The following is a 22,530-nucleotide window of genomic DNA, read 5'->3' on the forward strand; positions in this document are numbered from 1 at the left end:
CCGGATACGGTCGGACGGCCCCGATACAGGTGGAGGCGGAATGCACGGTGTCCGGTCGGCCGGTGCACGGCGTGGGCCGAGCCCGTCCTCGGTGTGCGCCACGGCGTCCGGCGGCGTCCGGTCCGCTGACGGGGCAGGCCGCCGATGAACGGGTCCAGCAGCGGCAGCCTCGATCCGAAGGGCCCGAGAGCGGAGTCGATCGCGGACACGTGGTGGCTGATGCTCGGGCTCGGTACAGCCGTCTTCGTCCTCTTCGCCGTCCTGCTGGCGGTCGGTCTGTTCCGGCGACGACGCGAAGGGGAGGCGCCGCCCTCGGAGCGGCGCTGGATCCTGGGCGGCGGGGTGGTGCTACCGGTGATCGTCCTGGTCGTCGTGTTCGGTGCGACGATCGCCGCGATGCGGACGCTGGCCGAAGACGCGCCGCCCGGGGCGCTGGTCATCGAGGTCACCGGCCACCAGTGGTACTTCGAGGTCGCCTACCCGGAGGCCGGGGTCACCACGGTGGACGAGCTGCACCTCCCCGTCGGCCGGCCGGTCGAGTTCCACCTGACGTCGGCGGACGTGATCCACGGCTTCTGGGTGCCGGAGCTCGGCGGCAAGATGGACATGCTGCCCGACGGCGTGAACGTCCTCGTGCTGCAGGCCGACGAGCCGGGGGAGTGGGGCGCGCAGTGCGCCGAGTTCTGCGGGCTGGAGCACGCGACGATGCAGGTGCGCGTCGTCGCCGAGAGCCCGGAGGAGTTCGCGGCGTGGATCGAGAGCCAGCGGTGAGCGCCGACACGGGGGCGGTGGACCCCGGGAGGTACACACCCGAGGTCAGCGACCAGGGGACGGCCGAGGAGCTGGACCGCCTCTGGGACGACCCGCCCGGTCTGCGCGGCCAGCTGACCGGCGTCCAGAACGGTTTGGTCGGCAAGCGGTTGGTGCTGACCGGCTTCTTCTTCCTCCTGCTCGGAGGCAGCTTCGACTCGCTGGTGATGCGCCTGCAGCTGGCCTTTCCCGAGCAGGAGCTGGTCAGCCCGCAGTTCTACAACGAGCTGTTCACCAACCACGGCTCGGTGACGATGTTCCTCGTCATCCTGCCGATCTTCGAGGGCTTCGCGATCCTCATCCTGCCCTCCATGCTGGGCAGCCGGGAGATGCCGTTCCCGCGCCTCGGCGCCTTCTCGTACTGGACCTTCCTGTTCGGCGGGCTGCTCTACTACAGCAGCGCGCTGTTCCAGCTGGTGCCCGACGTCGGCTGGTTCGCCTACGTGCCGCTCTCGGGACCGGAGTACTCCCCGGACCTCGCGGTGGACTTCTGGATCCTCGGGCTCGGTGTCGCGGAGGTCGGTGCCATCGCCGCCGGCGTCGAGATCATCATCGGCATCCTGAAGATGCGCGCGCCCGGGATGACGCTCACCCGGATGCCGCTGTTCGCGTGGGCGTTCCTGGTGATGGCGTTCATGATCCTCTTCGCCTTCACGCCGCTGATCATCGGCAGCTTGCTGCTGGAACTGGATCGAGGCTTCGGCACCCAGTTCTTCGATCCCGAACTGGGCGGCAGCTCGCTGCTCTGGCAGCACCTTTTCTGGATCTTCGGGCACCCCGAGGTCTACATCCAGTTCATCCCCGCGGTCGGCGTCGTGGCGATGATCGTCCCCGTCTTCGTCCGCCATCGGCCGGTCGGCTACCTCTGGTTCGTCGCCTCGCTGGTCGGCATCGGGTTCCTCTCGTTCGCGCTGTGGGCGCACCACATGTTCGCCGTCGGGCTGCCCCCGCTGGTGCTCAGCTTCTTCGCCGCCGCCAGCATGGCGATCTCCATCCCCGCGGGTGTCCAGATCTTCTCCTGGCTGGCCACCATCTGGGCCGGCCGGCCGGTGTGGAAGACACCGTTCCTGTTCGTCATCGGCTTCCTGATCATCTTCGTGATCGGTGGCATCACCGGCGTGATGGTGGCCTCCGTGCCCTTCGACCTGCAGGCGCACGACACGTACTTCGTGGTCGCGCACCTGCACTACGTGCTCATCGGCGGCGTCGCCTTCCCGATCTTCGCCGGCGTCTACTACTGGTTCCCCAAGTTCACCGGCAAGCTGCTGGACGAGCGGCTGGGCAAGTGGAACTTCTGGCTGCTGTTCATCGGCGTGAACGTCGCCTTCCTCCCCATGCACCAGGTCGGTCTGATGGGGATGCCGCGCCGGGTCTGGACCTACGAGTCCGGTCAGGGCTGGGACATCTACAACCTGATCTCGACGATCGGGGTGCTCATCATCGTGCCCGGCATCGGGATCTTCGTGTGGAACGTCGTTCGCACGATCCGGCGCGGGGAACGGGCCGATGCCAACCCGTGGGGCGCCGACACCCTGGAGTGGGCGCTGCCGTCGCCGCCCAAGCAGCACAGCTGGACCCAGCCGCCCATCGTGCGCAGCCGGCACCCGCTGTGGGACCAGGAGCGGCTCGACCGGGGCGACCCGCAGCTGATGCACTTCGTGCGCGGGCTCGGGCAGTGGCCGCTGAAGTGGCGGGCGGCGGTGGTCGTGGGGACGGCGGACGGACGTCCCGTGGAGGTCTTCCGCGTCTCGAACCCCTCGATCTGGCCGCTGACCACCGCAGGTGGCGTGGTGCTGATCTTCCTGGCCGAGCTGGTCAAGATCCGGTGGGGCGCAGCCGTCGGTGCGGTGATCATCATCGCCAGCGTCATCGCCTGGAACTGGCCACAACCTCCGCCGATGACCCCGGACGAGGAGGACGAGTTCGAGCGGGAGTACGGCGTCCCGGTCAACGCCCACGGCAGCGTGATCGTCGCCCGGACGGGGACCCTGCTCGCCATCCTCTTCGTCGCCGTCGCCTTCTCCGCCCTGCTGCTCAGCTACTTCTACCTGCGGCTGGAGAACCCGCAGTGGCCGGCGGTGGGCGTCAGCGATCCGCCGCTGGGCCTGGCGGCCGTCGCTGCGGCGCTCGTCGTCCTCGGTGCGGCGGGCGTGCCGTTCGCGCACCGGCAGATCGCCCAGGGCGACATGCGGGGCTTCCGGGGCGGGTTGTACGCCGCCCTGCTGCTGGCCGGGAGCGGGATGGCGGTCCAGGTCGCCGACCTGGTGCGGCTCGACGTGGGGTGGACGGCGCACGCCTACGGCTCGATCTTCTACACCCTCGCCGGTTTCGTGCTCGTGGTCGCGACGGCTGCGCTCATCATGCTGGCGATGGTCGTGTTCTGGGCGTCCCGGGGGACGTACACGTACCGCCGCTACGCCCCGATCGCGAACGTGGCCCGCTTCTGGGTGGCGGTGGCCGTCATCTGGGTCCTGGGCTTCGCCACCCTCTACCTCGGGCCGGTGCTGACATGAGCGCCCCGGACCCCGCGACCCCCCGTCCTCTTCCGCCCGAGGAGACGGCCACGGCCGGCGGCGGCACGCCCGCTCCGGTCGACGTCTCGGTCGACACCCGCGCGGTCACGGCGGTCGTCGTCCTCCTCGCCGGCCCGGTGATCAGCTCCGTCCACTTCCTGCTGGTCTACCTGGTGGTGGAGGCCGGCTGCACCGGCGACGGACCAGGGCTGGACGCCTTCGACCCGCCGGTACCGACCGTCGTCACGCTCGTGACGACCGTGGTGGCCGCGCTCGCCTGCGTGGCGACGGCGTGGTGGGGCTACGCCCGGTGGCGGGCGATCGGCCGGGTGCGCCCGGACGCCGGCACGGAAGAACTCGTCGACCGGCGGCCGCTGGCCTTCGGCGGCTTCCTGCTGTCGCTGCTGGGGCTGGCCACCGTGCTCCTCGTCGGCCTGCCGGCGCTGTTCCTGCAGGCCTGTGCGTGACTCGTCCGATCGAGGCGGTGCTCGCCCACGAGGGCGCCGGCCTGACGCCGCACGAGCTGTGGACGGCCTGGAACGCCGACCCGCTGATCCTCTGCGGGCTGCTGCTGGCGGCCGCGGCGTACCTGCGGGGCCGCAGCCGCGGTCGGGGCCGCGTCGCCGAGAAGTGGCGGGCCCGGTGCTTCGCCGGCGGGCTGCTCGCCGTCGCTGTTGCCGTGCTCTCGCCGCTGGACGCGCTGTCCGATGCGCTGGCGTCCGCCCACATGGTGCAGCACCTGCTGCTCACCCTGGTCGCCGCTCCACTGCTCGTGCTGAGCGTGCCCGCGGCCAGGTTGCTGCGCGGCAGCCCGTCGGTCGTGCGCCGCGCGATGACCCCGTGGCGGCGGCTGGCCCCTGTCGCGCACGCGTTGCGCCACCCGGGGATGGCGTGGCTGCTGCACGTGGGGACGTTCTGGGCGTGGCATGCCGCCGTGCTGTACGACGCCGCCGTGGAGCACCCCCTCGTCCACGCCCTCGAGCACGCCACGTTCTTGCTCACCGGCGTGCTGTTCTGGCGCACCGTTCTCGGCGTCCGCGCGGCGCGGGTCCCGGCGGGCCTCGGTGTCCTCCTCGTCTTCGGGATGTCGATGTCCAGCGCGCTGCTCTCGCTGCTGCTCACGTTCGCCCAGACCCCGTGGTACTCCGGCTACGCGACCACGACCCAGGTGTGGGGCCTCGAACCACTGGCTGACCAGCAGCTGGCCGGTGCTCTCATGTGGGTTCCGGCCGGACTCGTGCACGTCACGGTCGCGCTCGGCCTGCTCATCACGTGGATCCGCGGAACCGAGGACGGCGAGGCCGCCGCCACGCCCGTGGCCACCGGGCTGGTCACCGCGACGGCCGGCCGACCAGCGGACCGGAACGGCGACGATGTCCCTGGGAGACCCCACGGGGGGTGACGGCGGTCAGGTGCGAGCCGGGCGCAGCGTCGGCGCTTCACGGACGCCGAAGACCTCGCGCAGCGCCACCCGCGCGGCGTTGTCCCCGCACATCCCGTGCACCGCAGGCCCCGGCGGGGTCGCCGCGGAGGCCAGGTAGGTGCCGCGGACGGGCGTCTTGTAGGGATTCCACCGCGGCACCGGGCGGGCGAGCATCTGCCACAGCGAGGCCTCCCCGTTGGAGATGTCGCCGCCGACGTCGTTCGGGTTGTACGCCTCGAGCTGGGGTGCGTTCATCGTGTGCCGGTCGAGGACCGTGTCCCGGAAGCCGGGGGCGAACCGTTCGATCTGAGTCTCGATCCGGCCGGTCATGTCGACGGTGGAACCGTGCGGGACGTGGACGTACGCCCAGAGCACGTGCCGGCCGGACGGCGCCCGGGCCGGGTCCACCACGGTGGGCTGGACGACGAGCACGAAAGGTCGCTCGGGATGCCGGCCGGCTGCCGGAGCGGACTCGGCGGTGACGGTCTCGTCCAGCGTGCCGGCCAGGTGCACGGTGCCGGCGCGGCGGACCTGGGGGTTGGTCCAGGGCACCGGTTCGGACAGTGCCCAGTCGACCTTGAACACACCGGGTCCGTGCCGGTAGCGGCCGACCCACCGCCGGTAGCCCCCGTGCACCCGGTCGCCGGCCATCCGGACGAAGCCCGCCGGTGAGGTGTCGAGCAGGACGGCGGGCATGCCGTCGAACTCGCGCAGGTCGGTGACCTCGTGCCCGGTGACCACCTCGCCGCCCTGCTCCTCCAGGGCGGTCACCATCGCATCGGCCATCCGCTGCGACCCGCCCTCGACCAGCGGCCAGCCGCTGTGGTGGGCGAGCATGCCCAGCAGCAGCCCCAGGCCGCCGGTGATCGGCCGGGTCAGCTCCAGCATCCCGTGGGCGGCGGCGCCGGCGAGCAAGGCCCGGGGTCCGTCGGTCGAGAACCAGCGGCGCGTCAGCCAGCCGATGTCCGGCAGCCCGTTCACGGCGAAGGAGGCCAGTGCCGGGACGGCCCGTGTGGGCAGTCGGCGGAAGGCGCTGCCCAGGATGTAGTCGACGACGGCTTCCCCGGACTCGACCAGCGGTCCCATCAGCCGGCGGTAGGCCGGCGCGTCCCGGCCGAGGCCCTCGGCGGTCTCGGCCAACGACCGGTGGGCGACGGCGGCCCGCCCGCCGTCGAGCGGGTGGGCGTAGGGGATGTCCGGGTGGAGGAGGCGCACTCCGCGGCTCGCGAGGTCGAACTCACGGAAGAACGGGGCCGCGGCGGCCATCGGGTGCACCGCCGCGCAGACGTCGTGGGCGAAGCCCGGCCGGGTCAGCTCGGCGGTCCGGATCCCACCGCCGGCCTGCGCGTTCCGCTCGACGACCTGGACCCGCAGCCCGGCGGCCGCCAGGCGCAGGGCCGCCGCCAGGCCGTTCGGCCCGGCTCCGACGACGACGGCATCAGGCTTCCCGTTCATCCGCCCCATGCTCGGCGTTCGACACTCGGCCGGCCACCGGGCGGGCTGAGGAGGTGCGGGCGGCCCGGGCCGTGGCTACGGTCGACGACGTCGGGTCAACGGCGGACCGCTCCGGCCGGGACCGCGCCGGTAGGCGCCTACCGTCCGCCGTCCACGGGCACGAGTGCCACGGGAGGGCTTCATGAAAACCTGGCTGGATGCATGGCCGGTGTTCCGGCAGCTCACCGGATCCGACCCGTCGGGGCGTGGTGAGGCGGTTCGCAGCAAGCGGACCGACACCCTGATCCCGCGGACGGCGACCGCCGACCGGGTCGTGCAGAGCATCTGCCCCTACTGCGCCGTCGGTTGCTCGCAGCGGGTATTCGTCGAGGACGAGCAGGTCGTGCAGATCGAGGGCGACCCGGACTCGCCCATCAGCCGGGGGCGGCTGTGCCCCAAGGGCGCGGCGAGCAAGAGTCTGGTCACCAGCGGGACCCGCCAGACGAAGGTGAAGTACCGCCGTCCCCACGGGACGGAGTGGGAGGACCTCGACCTCGACACGGCGATGGGCATGATCGCCGACCGCGTGATCACAACCCGTCGGGAAACCTGGCAGGACGAGGTCGACGGCAAGCGGGTCAACCGCACGATGGGGATAGCGAGCCTCGGAGGGGCGACCCTCGACAACGAGGAGAACTACCTCATGAAGAAGCTCTACACGGCCCTGGGCGCGGTCCAGGTCGAGAACCAGGCGCGCATATAGCACTCCTCGACGGTCCCCGGTCTGGGGACCTCGTTCGGTCGTGGCGGCGCCACGACGTTCCAGCAGGACCTCGCGAACTCCGATTGCATCATCATCGAGGGCTCGAACATGGCCGAGGCCCACCCGGTGGGCTTCCAGTGGGTCATGGAAGCCAAGGCGCGGGGTGCCACGGTCATCCACGTCGATCCCCGGTTCACCCGCACCAGCGCGCTGGCCGACCTGCACGTGCCGCTGCGCGCGGGGAGCGACATCGCCTTCCTCGGTGGCCTGATCAACTACGTCCTGCAGCACGAGAAGGAGTTCCGCGAGTACGTCGTCGCCTACACCAACGCGGCCGCGATCCTGCGGGAGGATTTCCAGGACACCGAGGACCTCGACGGCCTGTTCTCCGGCTACGACCCGGAGAAGGGGCAGTACGACGAGACCACCTGGCAGTACGAGGGGGTCGAGGTCACCGCTGCGGCCGGCCAGCGCCAGTCGCCCAAGCCGGGGGCCTCCGGCGCCTCGGTCGGTGCCGAGTCCGGCGAGGACTCGGATGCGGAGGAGCACGAGCAGGGCGCCTCGGAACAGTCCGGCAGCGGCGGCCCTCCGGTCGGCGGGAAGCCCCGTCGCGACGAGACGCTGCAGCACCCGCGCTGCGTCTTCCAGGTGCTCAAGCGGCACTACGCCCGCTACACCCCGGAGATGGTGCACGAGGTGTGCGGCGTGGAGCCGCAGCTGTTCCTGAAGGTGGCCGAAGCGCTCACCAGCAACTCCGGCCGCGAACGGACCAGCGCCTTCGTCTACTCGGTGGGCTGGACCCACCACACCGTGGGGGTCCAGTACATCCGGGCCGCCAGTGTCCTGCAGGCGCTGCTGGGCAACATGGGCCGGCCCGGCGGCGGCATCCTGGCGCTGCGCGGGCACGCCAGCATCCAGGGGTCGACCGACATCCCGACGCTGTACAACATCCTCCCCGGTTACATCCCGATGCCCTCGGCCCGGGAGGACGCGAGCCTCGACGACTTCGTCGCCGAGGCGGCCGGCTCCGTCGGCTACTGGGGCAACATGAAGAAGTACGCGGTCAGCTTGCTGAAGGCCTGGTGGGGCGAGGCCGCGCAGCCGGGCAACGACTTCTGCTTCGACTACCTGCCGCGGCTGACCGGCGACCACAGCTCGTACCAGACGGTCGCCCAGCAGATCCAGGGCACCGTCCCCGGCTACTTCCTCGTCGGGGAGAACCCGGCGGTCGGGCACGCCAACGCCAAGATGGCCCGGCTCGGGCTGGCCAACCTCGAGTGGCTCGTCGTCCGGGACCTGCAGCTGATCGAGTCGGCCACCTTCTGGGCGAACGCCCCGGAGATCGAGACCGGTGAGCTGGCGACCGAGGAGATCGGCACCGAGGTCTTCTTCCTCCCGGCCGCGGCGCACGTGGAGAAGGACGGTTCGTTCACCAACACCCAGCGGCTCCTGCAGTGGCACTCCCAGGCGGTGGAGCCTCCCGGCGACTGCCGGAGCGACCTGTGGTTCTACTTCCACCTGGGCCGCATGATCCGGGAGAAGCTCGCCGGGTCCACCGACCCGCGGGACCGGCCGGTCCTGGACCTCACCTGGGACTACCCGACGCACGGACCGGTCGACGAGCCCAGCGCGCACGGCGTGCTGCGCGAGATCAGCGGCACCGGACCGGACGGCACGGCGGTGGACGGCTACACCGCATTGCAGGACGACGGCTCGACCAGCTGCGGCTGCTGGATCTACTCCGGGGTCTTCGCCGACGAGGTGAACCAGGCCAACCGCAAGAAGCCGCACACCGAGCAGGACCTCGTCGCGGCGGAGTGGGGCTGGGCGTGGCCCATGAACCGGCGGATCCTGTACAACCGGGCCTCCGCCGACCCGGACGGCAAGCCGTGGAGCGAGCGGAAGAAGTACGTCTACTGGGACGAGGACGCCGGCAGGTGGAGCGGCCCCGACGTCCCGGACTTCCAGGCCACCAAGCGGCCGGACCACGTGCCGCCGGAGGGCGCCGAGGCCGAGGACGCCCTCGGTGGCACCGACCCGTTCATCATGCAGGGCGACGGCAAGGCCTGGCTGTTCGTGCCGGCGGGCCTGGCCGACGGGCCGATGCCGACCCACTACGAGCCGGCCGAGTCGCCGGTGCCGAACCCGCTGTACTCCCGGCAGGCGAACCCGTCGCGCAAGGAGCTCCGGGGCGCCTGGAACCGGGCCAACCCCGCGATGAGCGACGCGTTCCCGTTCGTCGTCACCACCTACCGGCTGACCGAGCACCACACCGCCGGCGGAATGAGCCGGACCCTGGAGTACCTGGCCGAGCTGCAGCCGGAGTTCTTCTGCGAGGTGAGCCCCCAGCTGGCCGCGGAGCGGGGGCTGGAGCACCTGGGCTGGGCGACGCTGGTGAGCACGCGCAGCGCCATCGAGGCGCGGGTCCTGGTCACCGAGCGGATGCGGCCGCTACGGGTCGCCGGTAGGGAGGTGCACCAGATCGGCCTCCCTTACCACTGGGGCAGGAACGGCATCACGACCGGCGACTCGGCCAACGACCTGCTCGGGGTGGTGATGGACCCGAACGTGCACATCCAGGAGTCCAAGGTCGCCACCTGCGACATCCGGCCCGGCCGGCGGCCGCGGGGTCCCGCGCTGGTGGATTTCGTGGAGGGCTACCGCCGTCGTGCGGGGGTCGAGACCGGGCTGCTGGGACGCAACGGGCGCGCGCCCATCGAGGAGCGATCATGACCGCCATCAGCTCGGCGAGCGCCGCCTTCAGGGGCCAGGATCGAGGGAACCGGCTGTTCGGCCCGGTTCCCGACGTCACCGGCGACCGTGGCTACGCCGACGACCACCCCGCCCGGGTCGGCTTCTTCACCGACACCTCGGTGTGCATCGGCTGCAAGGCCTGCGAGGTCGCCTGCAAGGAGTGGAACCTCCTGCCGATGGACGACGCGGAGGGCACGGTCGACGCCTTGGGCCTGACCGGGGCGTCCTACGACAACACCGGGATGCTGGGGGCGAACAGCTGGCGGCACGTGGCCTTCGTCGAGCAGAGCCGTGCGGTGGACCTGCCGATGCCCACGGTCGGACCTCCGGGCGCCGCCGACGGGCAGCGGCCGCTCGAGGATCCGCCCGTCGTGCACCCGCAGGTGCCCGCATCGGCGACGACGGCGGAGCAGTCGGCGCCGTCGCAGACCGCTTCGGGGGACCGCGAGATCCGCTGGCTGATGTCGTCCGACGTCTGCAAGCACTGCACCCATGCGGCCTGCCTCGACGTCTGCCCGACCGGGTCGCTGTTCCGCACGGAGTTCGGCACCGTGGTCGTGCAGGAGGACATCTGCAACGGCTGCGGCTACTGCGTGCCCGCCTGCCCGTACGGGGTGATCGACCAGCGCCAGGACGACGGCCGGGTGTTCAAGTGCACCCTCTGCTACGACCGGCTGACCGACGGGCTCCAGCCGGCCTGCGCATCGGCCTGCCCCACCGAGTCGATCCAGTTCGGCGATCTCGATGCGTTGCAGGCCCGCGCCGACCAGCGGCTGGCCGCGCTGCAGGAGAAGGGGGTCGAGGGCGCCCGTCTCTACGGGCGGGACGAGACCGACGGGGTCGGCGGGGCGGGCGCGTTCTTCCTGCTGCTGGACGAGCCGGAGGTCTACGGCCTGCCGCCGGACCCGGTGGTCACCACCCGGGACCTGCCGGCCATGTGGAGGTCCGTCGGGGCAGGTGCGGCGATGGTGCTCGGGTTGATCGCCTCGGCCTTCGTGGGACGGCGTCGGTGACCGCGGGGGGAGTGCCGGAGGACGTAGGGGTACCGGGTGCCGGATGGCGGCGGGCCGACGGTCCGCCGGCCCAGGACCGTGAGCAACGGCGTCGCCGAGGAGGCCGCGGGGAGATCCCCATGGTCGACGAGGTCGAGTTCACCTCCTACTACGGCCGGCCGATCATCAAGCCACCGGTGTGGAAGACGCCGGACGTGCCGCTCTACCTGTTCCTCGGGGGCGCCGCCGGGTCCTCCGCCGTCCTGGGCGCACTGGCCGAGGGGACGCGCCGCCCGGCGCTGGCCCGGGTGGCCCACCTCACCGCGGGCGGCGGGGCGCTGGCCTCGGTGGCCTTCCTCATCCACGACCTGGGCCGGCCGAGCCGGTTCCTCAACATGCTGCGGGTGCTCAAGACCACTTCGCCGCTGTCGGTGGGGTCCTGGATCCTCGCGCCGTTCAGCGCGCTGACCACCGCGACGGCCGGCGCCCACCTGCTGGGCAGGTTCCCGTTGCTGCGCCGGTTCACGGGCGCGGGGGCAGCGGTCCTGGGCGGGCCGATGACGACGTACACGGCAGCCCTGCTGGCCGACACAGCCGTCCCCTCGTGGCACGAGGCCCACCGGGAGCTGCCGGTCGTCTTCGCCGGTTCGGCCATGGCCGCGGGCGGGGGGATCACGACGGCCCTCACGCCGCTCGACGAGGCGGGGCCGGCGCGCAGGGTCGCGGCCATGGGCGCGGCGATTGAACTCGCGGCGATGCACCGTGTCGAGCACGGTCACGGGCTGGTCAGCGAGCCTTACCGCACCGGCCGGGCCGGGAAGCTGCTGAAGACGGCACGTGCGTGCACGGCGACGGGGGCAGGACTGACGCTGCTGGCCGGTCGCAGCCGTACGGCCGCGGCCGTGAGCGGAGCCCTGCTGGCGGTCGGGTCGGTGCTCACCCGGTTCGGCGTCTTCGACGCCGGTATGGCCAGCGCGAAGGATCCCCGATACACCGTCGAACCACAGCGAGCCCGTGCCCGCGCAAGTGAGGCGGCCGCATCGCGCGCGGCCGCGGGCAGCCGTAGGGGGTCATGACCTCGTACCGTCCCGGACCGCCGGTACCGACACGTCGACGGGAGGTCTCACGTCCGGAGGAGGAACTGATGGAGAGCACGCCCGACGGATCCGGTCATCGGCGCGAGAACGGCAGGCCGGCCGATCCGGAGCAGCGCAGGCCACGGTCGCTGGGGCGTCTCTTCGCGCTCGTGGTGGGCGTCATCCTGGTGATCGTGGCCATCTGGCTGGTCGTCTACGTCGCCGCACGCGAGCAGGTGGACGCCGGCGGCGGGCTATCGGGTTCCGGGATGACCGCGGTCGCGAGCGGTCTCGCGGCGACCGAACGGGTTCCACCCCTCATCCGGACCTCGGGTCCGACGACCTGATCTCTTCGTCGACGGGTTCCGGCGTCGCGGTGCCCCTATCCGCACAGCTGCCGCCCGCCGGATCGGCGCTGGCGTGCGGTTGCACCCGTTGCCCATGACAATCGGGCCGAATGCCGTCACGACCCAGGGAGATCCCGTGTCCGAGTCCACTCGCGGCGGCATCCGTCATGCCGAGCTGCTGACCATCTACTGCAACGACCACCTGGCTGCCTCCGTCGGCGGCATCGAACTGGTCAAGCGGATGATCGGAGCCCACCGCGGCAGCGTCTACGCGGGGCGACTGCAGCAGTTGCTGGACGAACTGCGCGAGGAGCACGACCTGCTCAGGGGCATCATGGCCGAGCTGGGGCTGTCCATCCGTCGGTACAAGCAGGCCGGGCTCTGGGTGGGGGAGAAGCTGAGCCGGGTCAAGCTCAACGGCCGGCTGCTGAGCCGGTCACCGCTGAGCTCCCTCGTGGAGTTCGAGTTCCTCGCTTCCGCCGTCCGGGCCAAGCGCAGCGGCTTCGAGACGCTGCGCGAGGTGGCGGCGGTCGACGACCGCGTGGACGTGGAGGTCATCGACCGGCTGATCGACCAGGCCAACGAGCAGCACGAATGGCTGACCCATGCCCGCCGTGAGGTCGCCGCCGACGTGTTCGGTGGTCGACCCGAGTCCGCGGACGAGGCTGCCGGGGATTGACACCCTCGGGCGTGCAGGCAGCCGCATCGGGATCGCCGGGCCGGGCGGACCGGATCGACGCCGACCCGGGCCACCTGCTGGTGGTCGCGGCCGACGGCGACGACGTGGTCGGCGCCCTCCAGCTCTCCTTCGTGCCCGGGCTCTCCCGCGGCGGTGCGCTGCGCGGCCAGCTCGAGGGCGTCCGCGTGCGGGCCGACCGGCGCGGGTCGGGGCTCGGCGGCGGGCTGCTGTGGTGGGCGGTCACGGAGTGCCGACGGCACGGGTGCGCTCTGGTCCAGCTCACCACCGATCGGTCACGGGCCGAGGCCCACCGCTTCTACGAGGGCCTGGGCTTCCGCCATCGCACGCCGGCTACGAGCTGCCGCTGTGAGCGACCGGCCCGCACCCGGCCGGGGCGGCTGCGGTCTCCTACGCTGGGGGCCGTGAGCGGCCAGCAGATCGACCCCGGCGTCATCGAGCTCGCCGGCCGGGTCTTCGACCTGGCCCGCGGCGGCCACACCGACGAGCTGGCCGCCTACGTGGACGCCGGTGTCCCCGCGAACCTGACCAACGACAAGGGCGACACTCTGCTGATCCTCGCCGCGTACCACGGGCACCCGGAGACCGTGGCCGCCCTGCTGGCCCGGGGGGCCGACCACGCGCGGGCCAACGACCGCGGGCAGACGGCGCTGGCCGCGGCGGTGTTCAAGCAGTCGGCCGAGGCCGTGCAGGCCCTGCTCCGGGCCGGTGCCGACCCGGACGCCGGCGGCCCCAGCGCCCGCGAGATGGCCCGGTTCTTCGACCTGCCCGCGATGGCGGCGCTGCTGGACGGGGCCGCCTAGCGCGGCCACCGCCGTGCTGCGGCGATCGGTTCGGGACGAAGGGGGCGGCACCGAGGGGGAGGGGCGGAATGGCAGCACGACGGGGCCTGACGGGTCCGGGTCCGCGCGCCCTCACCCGTCCCGAGCAGGCCGTTGCTGCGCCGTCCTCGCCCGATGCCCTGCCGGAGGACCCGGAGCCGGACGCGGCCGCGGCGGCCGAGGTGCCGCTGACGGAGCCGCTCGAGACCGAACCGCCGCAGTCCACCGTGCCGCGGTGGTTGCTGGTCATCGGCGGGGCGGCGGCGGCCACCATCGCGATCGCCGGGCTCCAGGCGGTGGCGTGGCTGGTCGCACCGGTGTTCCTGGCCCTCGTGGTCGTGATCGCCCTGGCCCCCGTGCAGGGCTGGCTGCGGCGGGTGGGCGTGCCGCACTGGCTGGCCACCACCGTCCTGCTGCTCCTGGTCTGGGCCGTCCTGCTGGCCTTCGTCGGGCTCCTCGTGGTGTCGGTGGCGCAGTTCGCCGCCCTGCTCCCGGACTACGCCGACCAGGCGCAGGTGCTCATCAACGACGTCGTCGCCGATCTCAACAACCGGGGCATCGTCTCCGGTCAGGTGTCCGACCTCGTCCAGCAGATCGACTACGGCTCGCTGGTCGGCCTGGCCACCGACCTGCTCAGCCGGCTCACCTCCGCGGCCAGCACGCTGCTGCTCCTGCTGTCGGCGCTGGTGTTCATGGCCATCGAGTCCAGCGGCTTCAGCCGGCGGATGGCCCTGGTCGCCTCCGAGCGGCCGCACCTGCCGGTGGCCCTCACGCTGTTCACCCGCGGCACCCGCAGCTACCTGCTGGTCAGCACGGTGTTCGGCGCGATCGTCGCCGTGGGCGACACCATCGCGCTCGCGATGCTGGACGTGCCGGCCGCGCCGCTGTGGGGACTGCTGGCCTTCATCACCAACTACGTGCCCAACATCGGCTTCGTGCTGGGCGTGGCGCCGCCGGCCGTGCTGGGGCTGCTCGCCGGCGGCTGGGGCGAGTTCGTCGCCATCCTCGTCGTCTACTCGCTGCTGAACTTCGTCGTCCAGACGCTCGTCCAGCCCCGTTTCGTGGGCGACTCGGTCGGGCTGTCGATGACCGTCACTTTCATCGCCCTGCTGTTCTGGAGCTGGGTGCTCGGCGCACTGGGCGCGCTGCTGGCCATCCCGCTCACGCTGCTGGTCAAGGCGCTCCTGGTCGACGTCGACCCGCGCGGTCACTGGCTCGACGCCCTCCTGCGCGAGGAACCCAGGGCCCCGCGAACCATGCGGGCGCGCCGGCGGATGGACGCGCGCCGCGCCGCGCTGGCGTCGATCCGCCGGCTGCCGCACCACCCGCACCGCCGCTCCTCGGCGTCGCAGCCGCCCGAGGGCGCGGGGCAGGGCTGAGCGCACCCGGCGACCGGCAGGAGCTGGTGGTGATGGTCGGGCTGCAGGGCAGCGGCAATCGAAGGGCCCACGTGCCCCCACCGCTCGCAGGCTCGCGGCGGGCCCCTGCACGGGGGCCGAGCCCCGGGCCCGCAGGCGGGAGGCCCGCCAGCGACGGGTGGTCGCCGAGCTCCTGGCGGCGCCGGCGCAGCGTCGTCGTCGACAACCCCAACCCGTCCCCGGAGGACCGGGCAGCGCTGGTCGCCGCGGCGCGCGAGGCCGGCGTCCCCGTCCGCGCGGTCTGGGTCGATGCCCCGGTGGAGGTCTGCCTGGCCCGCAACGAGGCCCGGGCGGGCCAGGCGCGGGTGCCCCTGGTGGGGGTGTTCGCCACCCTCGGCCGGCTGGTGCCGCCCTCGGTGGCCGAGGGGTTCGGCCGGGCCGACGTCGTCGGCCGGCCGCCCGGTGGGGGAGGGTGACCGACCTTGCGACCGGTGCCGCAGGGGGCGGCCGTAACGTGTCGGGCGCAGCTCGCCGCGCGCCGGGCCCACCCGGTGATCGCGGGCATCCGACATGAAGGGAACCCCATGAGCGAGGCAGGCACCACGGCATCCCGCGTGGCCATCGTCACCGGAGCGGCGCGCGGTATCGGCGCGGCCACCGCCCAGCGGCTGGCGAGTGACGGCTTCGCCGTCGCCGTCCTGGACCTCGAGGAGGCCGCGGCCAAGGGCACCGTCGAGGCGATCGAGGCCGCCGGTGGCCGCGCGCTGGCCGTCGGCGCCGACGTCAGCGACTCCGCCCAGGTCGAGGCCGCCGTCGAGCGGATCGCGACCGAGCTCGGCCCGCCGACCGTCCTGGTCAACAACGCCGGGGTGCTCCGCGACAACATGCTCTTCAAGATGTCGGACTCCGACTGGGACATCGTCATGAACGTGCACCTGCGGGGTGCCTTCCTCATGACCCGCGCGGCGCAGAAGCACATGATCGACCAGAAGTGGGGCCGGATCGTGAACCTGTCCAGCACCTCGGCGCTGGGCAACCGCGGTCAGGCCAACTACTCCACGGCCAAGGCCGGGCTGCAGGGCTTCACCAAGACCCTCGCGATCGAGCTGGGCAAGTTCGGCGTCACTGCCAACGCCATCGCCCCCGGGTTCATCCAGACCGAGATGACCAAGGCGACCGCCGACCGCATGGGCGTCCCCTTCGACGACTTCATCAAGGGCGCCGCGTCGATGATCCCGGTGGCCCGCGTCGGCCAGCCCGAGGACATCGCCCACCTGGTGTCGTTCTTCGTCTCCGAGGGTGCCGGCTTCGTGTCCGGCCAGGTCGTCTACGCCGCCGGCGGCCCGAAGGCCTGAAGAAGGACCCCGCGTCCCCCCATCCCTCGCACGCTCGGGACGGGGCCCTGACGCGGGGCCGTTCCAGCACATTGCAGCGCGGGGCCCGGTCGCCGTCGGCGCCGGGCCCCGCGCCGTTTCCCGATCCGAGGAGGGGGTCCGTGGCCGGCAGCGACGACGACCGCAAGGTCCTGGTGGAGCGCCGGGGTGCGGTCCAGGTGGTGACGATCAACCGCCCGGCGGCCCGCAACGCCCTCGACGCCGACGTCGCGCGGGCCGTCGCCGCGGCGATGGACGAGCTCGACGCCGACGACGGGCTGCGCGCCGGTGTGCTCACCGGCGCCGGCGGCATCTTCTCCGCCGGCATGGACCTCAAGGCCTTCCTGCGCGGCGAGAGCCCGGCCATCCCGGGGCGAGGCCTCTGCGGCATCACCCAGACCCCACCGCGCAAGCCGCTGATCGCCGCGGTGGAGGGCTGGGCGCTGGCCGGTGGGTTCGAGCTCGTCCTCGCCTGCGACCTGGTCGTCGCCGCGCGGACGGCGCGGTTCGGCGTCCCCGAGGTCAAGCGGTCGCTGGTCGCCGCGGGCGGGGCGGCGCTGCTGCTACCCCAGCGCGTGCCGCGCGCCGTGGCGCTGGAGATGCTGCTGACCGGTGAGCCGGTGGACGCCGGGCGCGCCGCGGCGGTCGGTCTGGTCAACCGGCTCGTGGACGAGGGCGGCGCCGTCGACGCCGCCGTCGAGCTCGCGACGGCGATCGCGGCCAACGGGCCGCTCGCCGTGGCAGCCACCAAGCAGGTGGTGCTCTCGGCGCCGGCATGGGGCCCGGAGGAGGCGTGGGCGCGGCAGGAGGAGATCGTGCGGCCGGTCTTCGGCTCCGAGGACGCGCGCGAAGGCTCCACCGCCTTCGCCGAGCGGCGCGCCCCCGTCTGGCGCGGCCGCTGAGGCCGGTCCTGTCTCTCCCGTCAGGGGAGTGCCGGGGGCGACGGCGGCGTTGCACAGGGCGTGGCTCGCACCTCCCTCCGCTTCGCCGTCCTGGGTGACTCCCTCGCCTTCGGCACCGGCGCCGGCCGCCCGGTCGACGCCCTCGGCCCCCGGCTGACCCGTGCCCTCTCCGACGCCGGCTTCGACGTCGACCTGCACGTGCTCGCCGTGCCCGGCGCGGTGTCGGCCGATCTGGCCGCCCAGGTCCGCCGGGCGACGGCGCTGGCGCCCGACCTCGCCGTCGTCGTGATCGGCGCCAACGACCTCGCCCGCTTCGTGCCGGCCGAGCAGGCGTCCGCAGCCCTGGCCGCCGCGGTCGGCGCCCTGCGCGCGGTCGGCGCCGACGTCGTCGTGGTCCCGGCACCGGACATGTCGATGGTGCCGTTCGTCCCGCCCGCGCTCCGGCCGCTGGTCCGCGGCGCCTGCGCCGTGCTGCAGCACCGCCAGGCCCAGGTGGCCCAGGACGCGGGAGCGTCCGTCGCGCCGGTGGCCGGCGAGGTGGCCCGCGCATTCGTGGCCGACCCGGCGCTGTTCTCCGCCGACCGGTTCCACCCGTCCTCGGCCGGCTACGCCCGGATCGCGCAGGCCCTCGAGCCGCACGTGCTCGCCGCCGCCCGGGCCCGCCGGGACGACGCCGCTGCCTGAACGGTCAGACCGCTGCCGGCGCGCGCACCAGCCGGGTCGACAGCGGCTCGACGAAGCGGGTGAGCACCGGCCCGGTCACCGCGAGCACGAGCACGTACCCCGTCGCGACGGGTCCCACGGCCGTCAGCCCGGCGCCGACCGCCAGCCCGGCGATGACGATCGAGAACTCCCCGCGGGCCACCAGCGCGGTACCGGCGCGCAGCCGCCCCGGCACGGCGACCCCGTCGCGCGCGGCGGCGAACCAGCCGGTGCCGACCTTCGTGACGGTGGTGACGGCGGCCAGCGCCAGCGCGGCCGGTAGCACCGGGAGGATGGCGCCGGGGTCGGTGGCCAGCCCGAAGGCGACGAAGAAGGTGGCGGCGAAGAGGTCGCGCAGGGGACCGAGGATCGCCCGGGCGCGCTCGGCGAAGGACGCCGGCAGCGCCAGGCCGACGAGGAACGCCCCGACGGCCGCGGAGGCCCCCATCGCCTGCGCGGCCCCGGCGACCAGCAGGGTCAGGCCGATCAGTCGCAGCATGACCTGCTCGTCGTCGTCGTGGCTGAGCAGCCGGCCGAGCCGGTGCCCGTGCCGCTGGGCGGCCATGAGCACGAGCAGGACGGCCCCCACTGCCAGCGCGATGCCGCCGGCGGCCTGCGCGGGCCCCTCGCCGGCCAGGGCCACCACCAGCAGTGGGAGGAAGAGCGCCATGGCGAGGTCCTCGAGCACCAGCACCGAGAGGACTGCCGGCGTCTCGCGGTTGGCCAGCCGCCCCAGATCGCCGAGCAGCCGCGCGACGATCCCCGACGACGAGATGTAGGTGACCCCGCCCAGCGCCAGCGCCCCCTGCCAGGGGAGCCCCAGGAGGAGCCCGGCGACGAAACCGGGTGGGCCGTTGAGCACCAGGTCCACCAGCCCGGACGGCGCGTGCCGGCGGAAGGACGCGAACAGCTCCGTGGCGGAGAACTCCAGACCGAGGGTCAGCAGCAGCAGGACGACGCCGATCTCGGCGGCCGCCTCGAGGAAGGGGGCGGCGTTCTCCACCGGCACCAGCCCGCCCTCACCGAGGGCCAGCGCGGCCAGGAGGATGAACGGGATGGGGGAGAGCCCCAGCCGGCGCGCCAGCAGCCCGAGCAGCGAGAGCCCGAGGAAGAGCAGCCCCAGCTCGACCAGCAGGGCGGCGACGTGGTCCACCGCGGGGCCTACGCCTGGCCGGAGAGCCGCCGGTCCAGCTGCGCCAGCCCGGACGCCGACCCGATCGCGACGAGCACGTCCCCGGCGTACAGCGGGTCCCCGGGTGCGGGGGAGGGGACGACGTCGGCGCCGCGGACGATGGCCACCACCGAGCAGCCGGTCGTCGTGCGGGCACGGGTGTCGCCGAGCGTCCGGCCGGCGAAGGGGGAGCTCTCCCGGACGGTGATCCGCGCCGACTCCAGGCCGGGGACCTCGCGGGAGAGGTCGGCGAACCGCTGGGTCAGCCGCGGGGCGCCCAGGACCTCGGCGAGGGCGTCGACCTCCTCCGCGTCGAGCCGGAAGGTCTCCCGCGCGCGGTCGGGGTCGCGCCGGTCGAAGACGGCGATCTCCGCGCCGCCCTCCCGTTGCACGACGATGCCCAGCAGCTGTCCCGACCGGGTCCTCATCTGGTAGCGGACGCCGACGCCGGGCAGCAGGGTCTCCTCGAGCTCCACGCCGGGCATCGTCGCAGACCCGCGGTCAGCCCAGCCGGTCCGCCAGGAGCTCGGCGAGGTGCTGCCCGCGCCGGCCGGCGAGCTGGTCCAGCTGCGTGCGGCAGGAGAACCCGTCGGCGAGGACGACGGCGTCGGGGCCGAGGTCGCGGACCGCCGGCAGCAGTTGCTGCTCGGCGATGGTCACCGAGACGTCGTGGTGGCCCTTCTCCACGCCCCAGTTCCCGGCCAGCCCGCAGCAGCCGCCCAGCCGGGTGACGGTCGCCCCGGCCCGCTTCAGCAGCGCCGCGTCGGCCGACCAGCCGAGCACCGAGGTGTGGTGGCAGTGCGGCTGCGCCACGACCTCCACGCCGGCCAGCGACGGCGGCGTCCAGCCCGGCGTCGCCGCGAGCAGCTCGGCGAGGGTGCGCGTCCCCGCCGCCACCCGCTGCGCGGCCTCGCCGCCGACCAGCTCCAGCGACTCCCCGCGCAGCGCCGCGGTGCAGGACGGCTCGACGCCGACGATCGGGATGCCCGCCTCGGCCAGCGGCAGGAGCGCCTCGACGGTGGAGGACAGGATCGACCGGGCCTTGTCCAGCTGGCCGGTGGTGATCCAGGTCAGGCCGCAGCAGGTGTCGGCGCCGGGCACCTGCACCGAGTAGCCGGCCGACTCCAGCACGCGCGCGACGGCGTGCGCCACCTCCGGCGCGAAGTGGTCGGTGAAGGAGTCGACCCACAGGGCGACCGGTCGCCCGCCGGCGGGAGCGGGTGCCGTGCGGGCGGCCCACTCCTGGCGGAAGGTGCGCGGCGCGAACGGCGGCACCTCGCGGCGCGGGTCCATGCCCGCGCCCCACTTGGCCAGCCGGCCACCGAGCCGGGAGGCGAGGACGGCGTTGACCAGCTTCGGCGCCCGCGCGGCGAGGTCGGCCCAGAACGGCAGCCGGCCCAGCGTGTAGTGCGACATCGGCCGGAGCCGCCGCCGGTAGGACTGGTGGAGCACCTCGGCCTTGTAGGAGGCCATGTCCACACCCGTCGGGCAGTCGCTCGAGCAGCCCTTGCAGGACAGGCAGAGGTCCAGCGCGTCGTGGACCTCCGGCGAGCGCCAGTCCGTGACCGGCCCGCCGGGCGCGAGCATCTCCTGCAGCACCCGGGCGCGGCCGCGGGTGGTGTCCTTCTCCTCCCGGGTGGCCGGCCACGACGGGCACATGACCGCGCCGGTCGACTGCAGGTCGGCCCGGCACTTGCCGACACCGGTGCAGCGGTGCACGGCCGCGGAGAAGTCCCCGCCGTCGTGCCGGTAGGCCAGCGCGAGGGTGGGCCGCGTGCCGGACGTCACCCGGGGGGCGGCGGCCATGCGGATGTCGTCCTCGACGGGCACCGGGCGCACGAGGACCCCGGGGTTGAGGACGTCGGCCGGGTCGAACAGCCCCTTGACCCGCTCGAAGAGGGAGAGGGCGGCCGGCGAGTACATCAGCGGGAGCAGCGCACTGCGCGCCCGGCCGTCACCGTGCTCGCCGGACAGCGAGCCGCCGTAGCCGGCGACCAGCCGCGCGGCGTCCTCGACGAACGCACGGTAGGCGCTGCGCCCGCCGTCGTCGCCGGTGCCGAGCGGGAAGTCGATGCGCACGTGCACGCACCCGTCGCCGAAGTGCCCGTACGGCACGCCCTGCAGCCGGTGGCCGTCGAGCAGCGCCTCGAAGCCGCGCAGGTAGTCGCCCAGCCGCTCCACCGGCACGGCGGCGTCCTCCCAACCGGCGTGCGCCGGGCGGCCGTCGGACGTGCGCGCCGCCAGCCCGGCGCCGTCCTCGCGGATCCGCCAGATGGCGGCGGCCTGCGCCGGGTCGGTGACGACCAGGGAGTCCAGGGCGCCGGAGTCGGCCAGCACCCCGCGGGCCTTGGCCTGCACCTCGGCCACGGTGTCGCCGGTCAGCTCGACGATCAGCCAGCCGTCGCCGCGCGGCAGCTCCGGGACGGTGGCGGCCGGCACGTCGCGCAGCCGCTGCACGATGCGCTGGTCGAGACCCTCGACCGCGGTGGGCTCGTGCGGGAGCAGGCCGGGCGTGGCGTCGGCGGCGTCGGCCATCGACGGGTAGCCCAGCACCACCAGACCGCGGACCGGGGCGTCGGTGACCAGCCGCACCGTGGCACCGAGGACCACGGCCAGGGTGCCCTCGCTGCCGACCAGCGCGCGGGCGACGTCGAACCCCCGCTCGGGCAGGAGGTGCTCCAGGGAGTAGCCCGACACCTGCCGGCCGAAGCGGCCGAACTCGGTGCGCAGGGTCGCCAGCTCACCGGCCACCAGCGTGCGCAGGTCCTCCAGCACCCCGCCGGCCGCGGCCGACCCGCCCAAGGTCAGCCGCTCGCCCGAGCCCGTGACCACGTCCAGGCCGACGACGTTGTCCGACGTCCGCCCGTAGCCCAGGGCCCGCGAGCCGCACGCGTTGTTGCCGATCATCCCGCCGACCGTGCAGCGGTTGTGCGTGCTCGGGTCGGGGCCGAAGCGCAGGCCGTGCGGCCTGGCCGCCGTCTGCAGGGCCGCCTGCACCACGCCGGGGTCGATCGTGGCGGTCCGGGCCCCGGCGTCGACGGAGTGGACCCGGTGCAGGTAGCGGCTGGTGTCGAGGACGACGCCGGTGCCCACCGCGTTCCCCGCGATCGAGGTGCCGGCACCGCGCGCGGTCAGCGGCACGCCCAGCTCCCGGCAGACCTCGAGCGCGGCGACGATCTCGTCGGGGTGGCGGGGGCGCACGACCGCCCGGGGCAGCACCCGGTACAGGGAGGCGTCCGACGAGTACAGCGCGCGGGCCAGACCCGAGTCGTCGACGTCGGTCAGCCCGGCGCGACGCAGCTCGGTCGCGACGGCGCGGCCGGCGTCCTGCTGCTCGGTCGAGGCGGGGGCGGCGGGTGCGCTCATGCCGTCGAGTCTGGTCCCGGTCCGAGGG

19 protein-coding genes and 1 pseudogene are annotated in these 22,530 nt (G+C 73.5%); 16 read left to right on the top strand and 4 right to left on the bottom strand.

Annotation, left to right across the window (positions count from 1 at the left end; translation table 11 throughout):
• Positions 1-144: 144 nt before the first annotated feature.
• Genes coxB through C5507_RS14915 form a run of 4 tightly spaced genes read left to right on the top strand, consistent with a single transcriptional unit; the run spans position 145 to position 4,725 of the window.
• Positions 145-771 (top strand): cytochrome c oxidase subunit II, encoded by a 627-nt coding sequence (gene coxB / locus C5507_RS14905; RefSeq protein ID WP_104529304.1) that lies wholly within the window; start codon positions 145-147, stop codon positions 769-771.
• A complete protein-coding gene (locus C5507_RS14910; RefSeq protein ID WP_130504208.1) occupies positions 750-3,323 on the top strand; it encodes a cbb3-type cytochrome c oxidase subunit I in 2,574 nt (857 codons plus the stop codon). The genes coxB and C5507_RS14910 overlap by 22 nt, the downstream gene beginning before the upstream one ends.
• Complete coding sequence (locus C5507_RS22385) at positions 3,320-3,790, top strand: hypothetical protein (protein ID WP_158657617.1); 471 nt, start codon at positions 3,320-3,322, stop codon at positions 3,788-3,790. Before C5507_RS14910 ends, C5507_RS22385 begins: the two co-directional genes overlap by 4 nt.
• Positions 3,787-4,725, top strand: a complete 939-nt coding sequence (locus C5507_RS14915; RefSeq protein WP_158657618.1) for a cytochrome c oxidase assembly protein — start codon at positions 3,787-3,789, stop codon at positions 4,723-4,725. The genes C5507_RS22385 and C5507_RS14915 overlap by 4 nt, the downstream gene beginning before the upstream one ends.
• A 6-nt stretch (positions 4,726-4,731) precedes the next feature.
• Here C5507_RS14915 and C5507_RS14920 read toward each other — a convergent pair whose 3' ends face one another.
• Positions 4,732-6,201: a phytoene desaturase family protein gene (locus C5507_RS14920; protein ID WP_165400443.1), complete on the bottom strand. Its 1,470-nt coding sequence runs from the start codon at positions 6,199-6,201 to the stop codon at positions 4,732-4,734.
• 181 nt (positions 6,202-6,382) lie between these two features.
• On the opposite strand from C5507_RS14920, the gene C5507_RS23620 reads away from it, so the two are divergent.
• The 12 genes and pseudogenes from C5507_RS23620 (at position 6,383) to C5507_RS14980 (ending at position 17,947) form a co-directional block, all read left to right on the top strand.
• Complete coding sequence (locus C5507_RS23620; protein ID WP_104529308.1) at positions 6,383-6,943, top strand: molybdopterin-binding domain-containing protein; 561 nt, start codon at positions 6,383-6,385, stop codon at positions 6,941-6,943.
• Between the two features lie 12 nt (positions 6,944-6,955).
• Positions 6,956-9,676: pseudogene (fdh, locus tag C5507_RS14930) on the top strand (formate dehydrogenase); the annotation flags it as partial.
• Positions 9,673-10,710, top strand: coding sequence for a 4Fe-4S dicluster domain-containing protein (locus C5507_RS14935; protein WP_104529310.1), 1,038 nt, complete (start codon positions 9,673-9,675; stop codon positions 10,708-10,710). The pseudogene fdh and the gene C5507_RS14935, both read left to right, overlap by 4 nt.
• Positions 10,711-10,829: 119 nt before the next feature.
• Entirely contained in the window at positions 10,830-11,765 is a 936-nt protein-coding gene (gene nrfD / locus C5507_RS14940) for an NrfD/PsrC family molybdoenzyme membrane anchor subunit (protein WP_104529311.1), read from the top strand.
• Positions 11,766-11,833: 68 nt separating this feature from the next.
• Positions 11,834-12,112, top strand: a complete 279-nt coding sequence (locus tag C5507_RS14945) for a hypothetical protein (protein WP_104529312.1) — start codon at positions 11,834-11,836, stop codon at positions 12,110-12,112.
• A 136-nt stretch (positions 12,113-12,248) separates the two neighbouring features.
• Positions 12,249-12,791 (top strand): hypothetical protein, encoded by a 543-nt coding sequence (locus tag C5507_RS14950; RefSeq protein WP_104529313.1) that lies wholly within the window; start codon positions 12,249-12,251, stop codon positions 12,789-12,791.
• A gap of 11 nt (positions 12,792-12,802) precedes the next feature.
• Positions 12,803-13,612 carry a GNAT family N-acetyltransferase gene (locus C5507_RS22885; protein WP_158657619.1) on the top strand — a complete coding sequence of 270 codons (810 nt, stop codon included), beginning with the start codon at positions 12,803-12,805 and terminating at the stop codon, positions 13,610-13,612.
• A gap of 68 nt (positions 13,613-13,680) precedes the next feature.
• Positions 13,681-15,009, top strand: coding sequence for an AI-2E family transporter (locus C5507_RS14960; RefSeq protein WP_104529315.1), 1,329 nt, complete (start codon positions 13,681-13,683; stop codon positions 15,007-15,009).
• A 32-nt stretch (positions 15,010-15,041) separates the two neighbouring features.
• Positions 15,042-15,464, top strand: a complete 423-nt coding sequence (locus tag C5507_RS14965; RefSeq protein ID WP_242611366.1) for an AAA family ATPase — start codon at positions 15,042-15,044, stop codon at positions 15,462-15,464.
• Positions 15,465-15,572: 108 nt separating this feature from the next.
• A complete protein-coding gene (fabG, locus tag C5507_RS14970; RefSeq protein WP_104529316.1) occupies positions 15,573-16,343 on the top strand; it encodes a 3-oxoacyl-ACP reductase FabG in 771 nt (256 codons plus the stop codon).
• Between the two features lie 140 nt (positions 16,344-16,483).
• On the top strand, positions 16,484-17,263 hold the full coding sequence (locus C5507_RS14975) for a crotonase/enoyl-CoA hydratase family protein (protein WP_104529317.1): 780 nt from the start codon (positions 16,484-16,486) through the stop codon (positions 17,261-17,263).
• Positions 17,264-17,323: 60 nt separating this feature from the next.
• Positions 17,324-17,947 carry a GDSL-type esterase/lipase family protein gene (locus tag C5507_RS14980; RefSeq protein WP_104529318.1) on the top strand — a complete coding sequence of 208 codons (624 nt, stop codon included), beginning with the start codon at positions 17,324-17,326 and terminating at the stop codon, positions 17,945-17,947.
• Positions 17,948-17,951: 4 nt separating this feature from the next.
• On the opposite strand, the gene C5507_RS14985 is transcribed toward C5507_RS14980, so the two are convergent.
• Genes C5507_RS14985 through C5507_RS14995 form a run of 3 tightly spaced genes read right to left on the bottom strand, consistent with a single transcriptional unit; the run spans position 17,952 to position 22,502 of the window.
• Positions 17,952-19,118, bottom strand: a complete 1,167-nt coding sequence (locus C5507_RS14985; RefSeq protein ID WP_104529319.1) for a cation:proton antiporter — start codon at positions 19,116-19,118, stop codon at positions 17,952-17,954.
• A gap of 8 nt (positions 19,119-19,126) precedes the next feature.
• Positions 19,127-19,612, bottom strand: coding sequence for a cation:proton antiporter regulatory subunit (locus C5507_RS14990; RefSeq protein ID WP_104529320.1), 486 nt, complete (start codon positions 19,610-19,612; stop codon positions 19,127-19,129).
• A 25-nt stretch (positions 19,613-19,637) separates the two neighbouring features.
• Entirely contained in the window at positions 19,638-22,502 is a 2,865-nt protein-coding gene (locus C5507_RS14995; protein ID WP_104529321.1) for an FAD-binding and (Fe-S)-binding domain-containing protein, read from the bottom strand.
• Positions 22,503-22,530 lie beyond the last annotated feature (28 nt).

Origin of the sequence: Blastococcus saxobsidens (assembly GCF_002938435.1) — a bacterium.
GTDB lineage: Bacteria > Actinomycetota > Actinomycetes > Mycobacteriales > Geodermatophilaceae > Blastococcus > Blastococcus saxobsidens.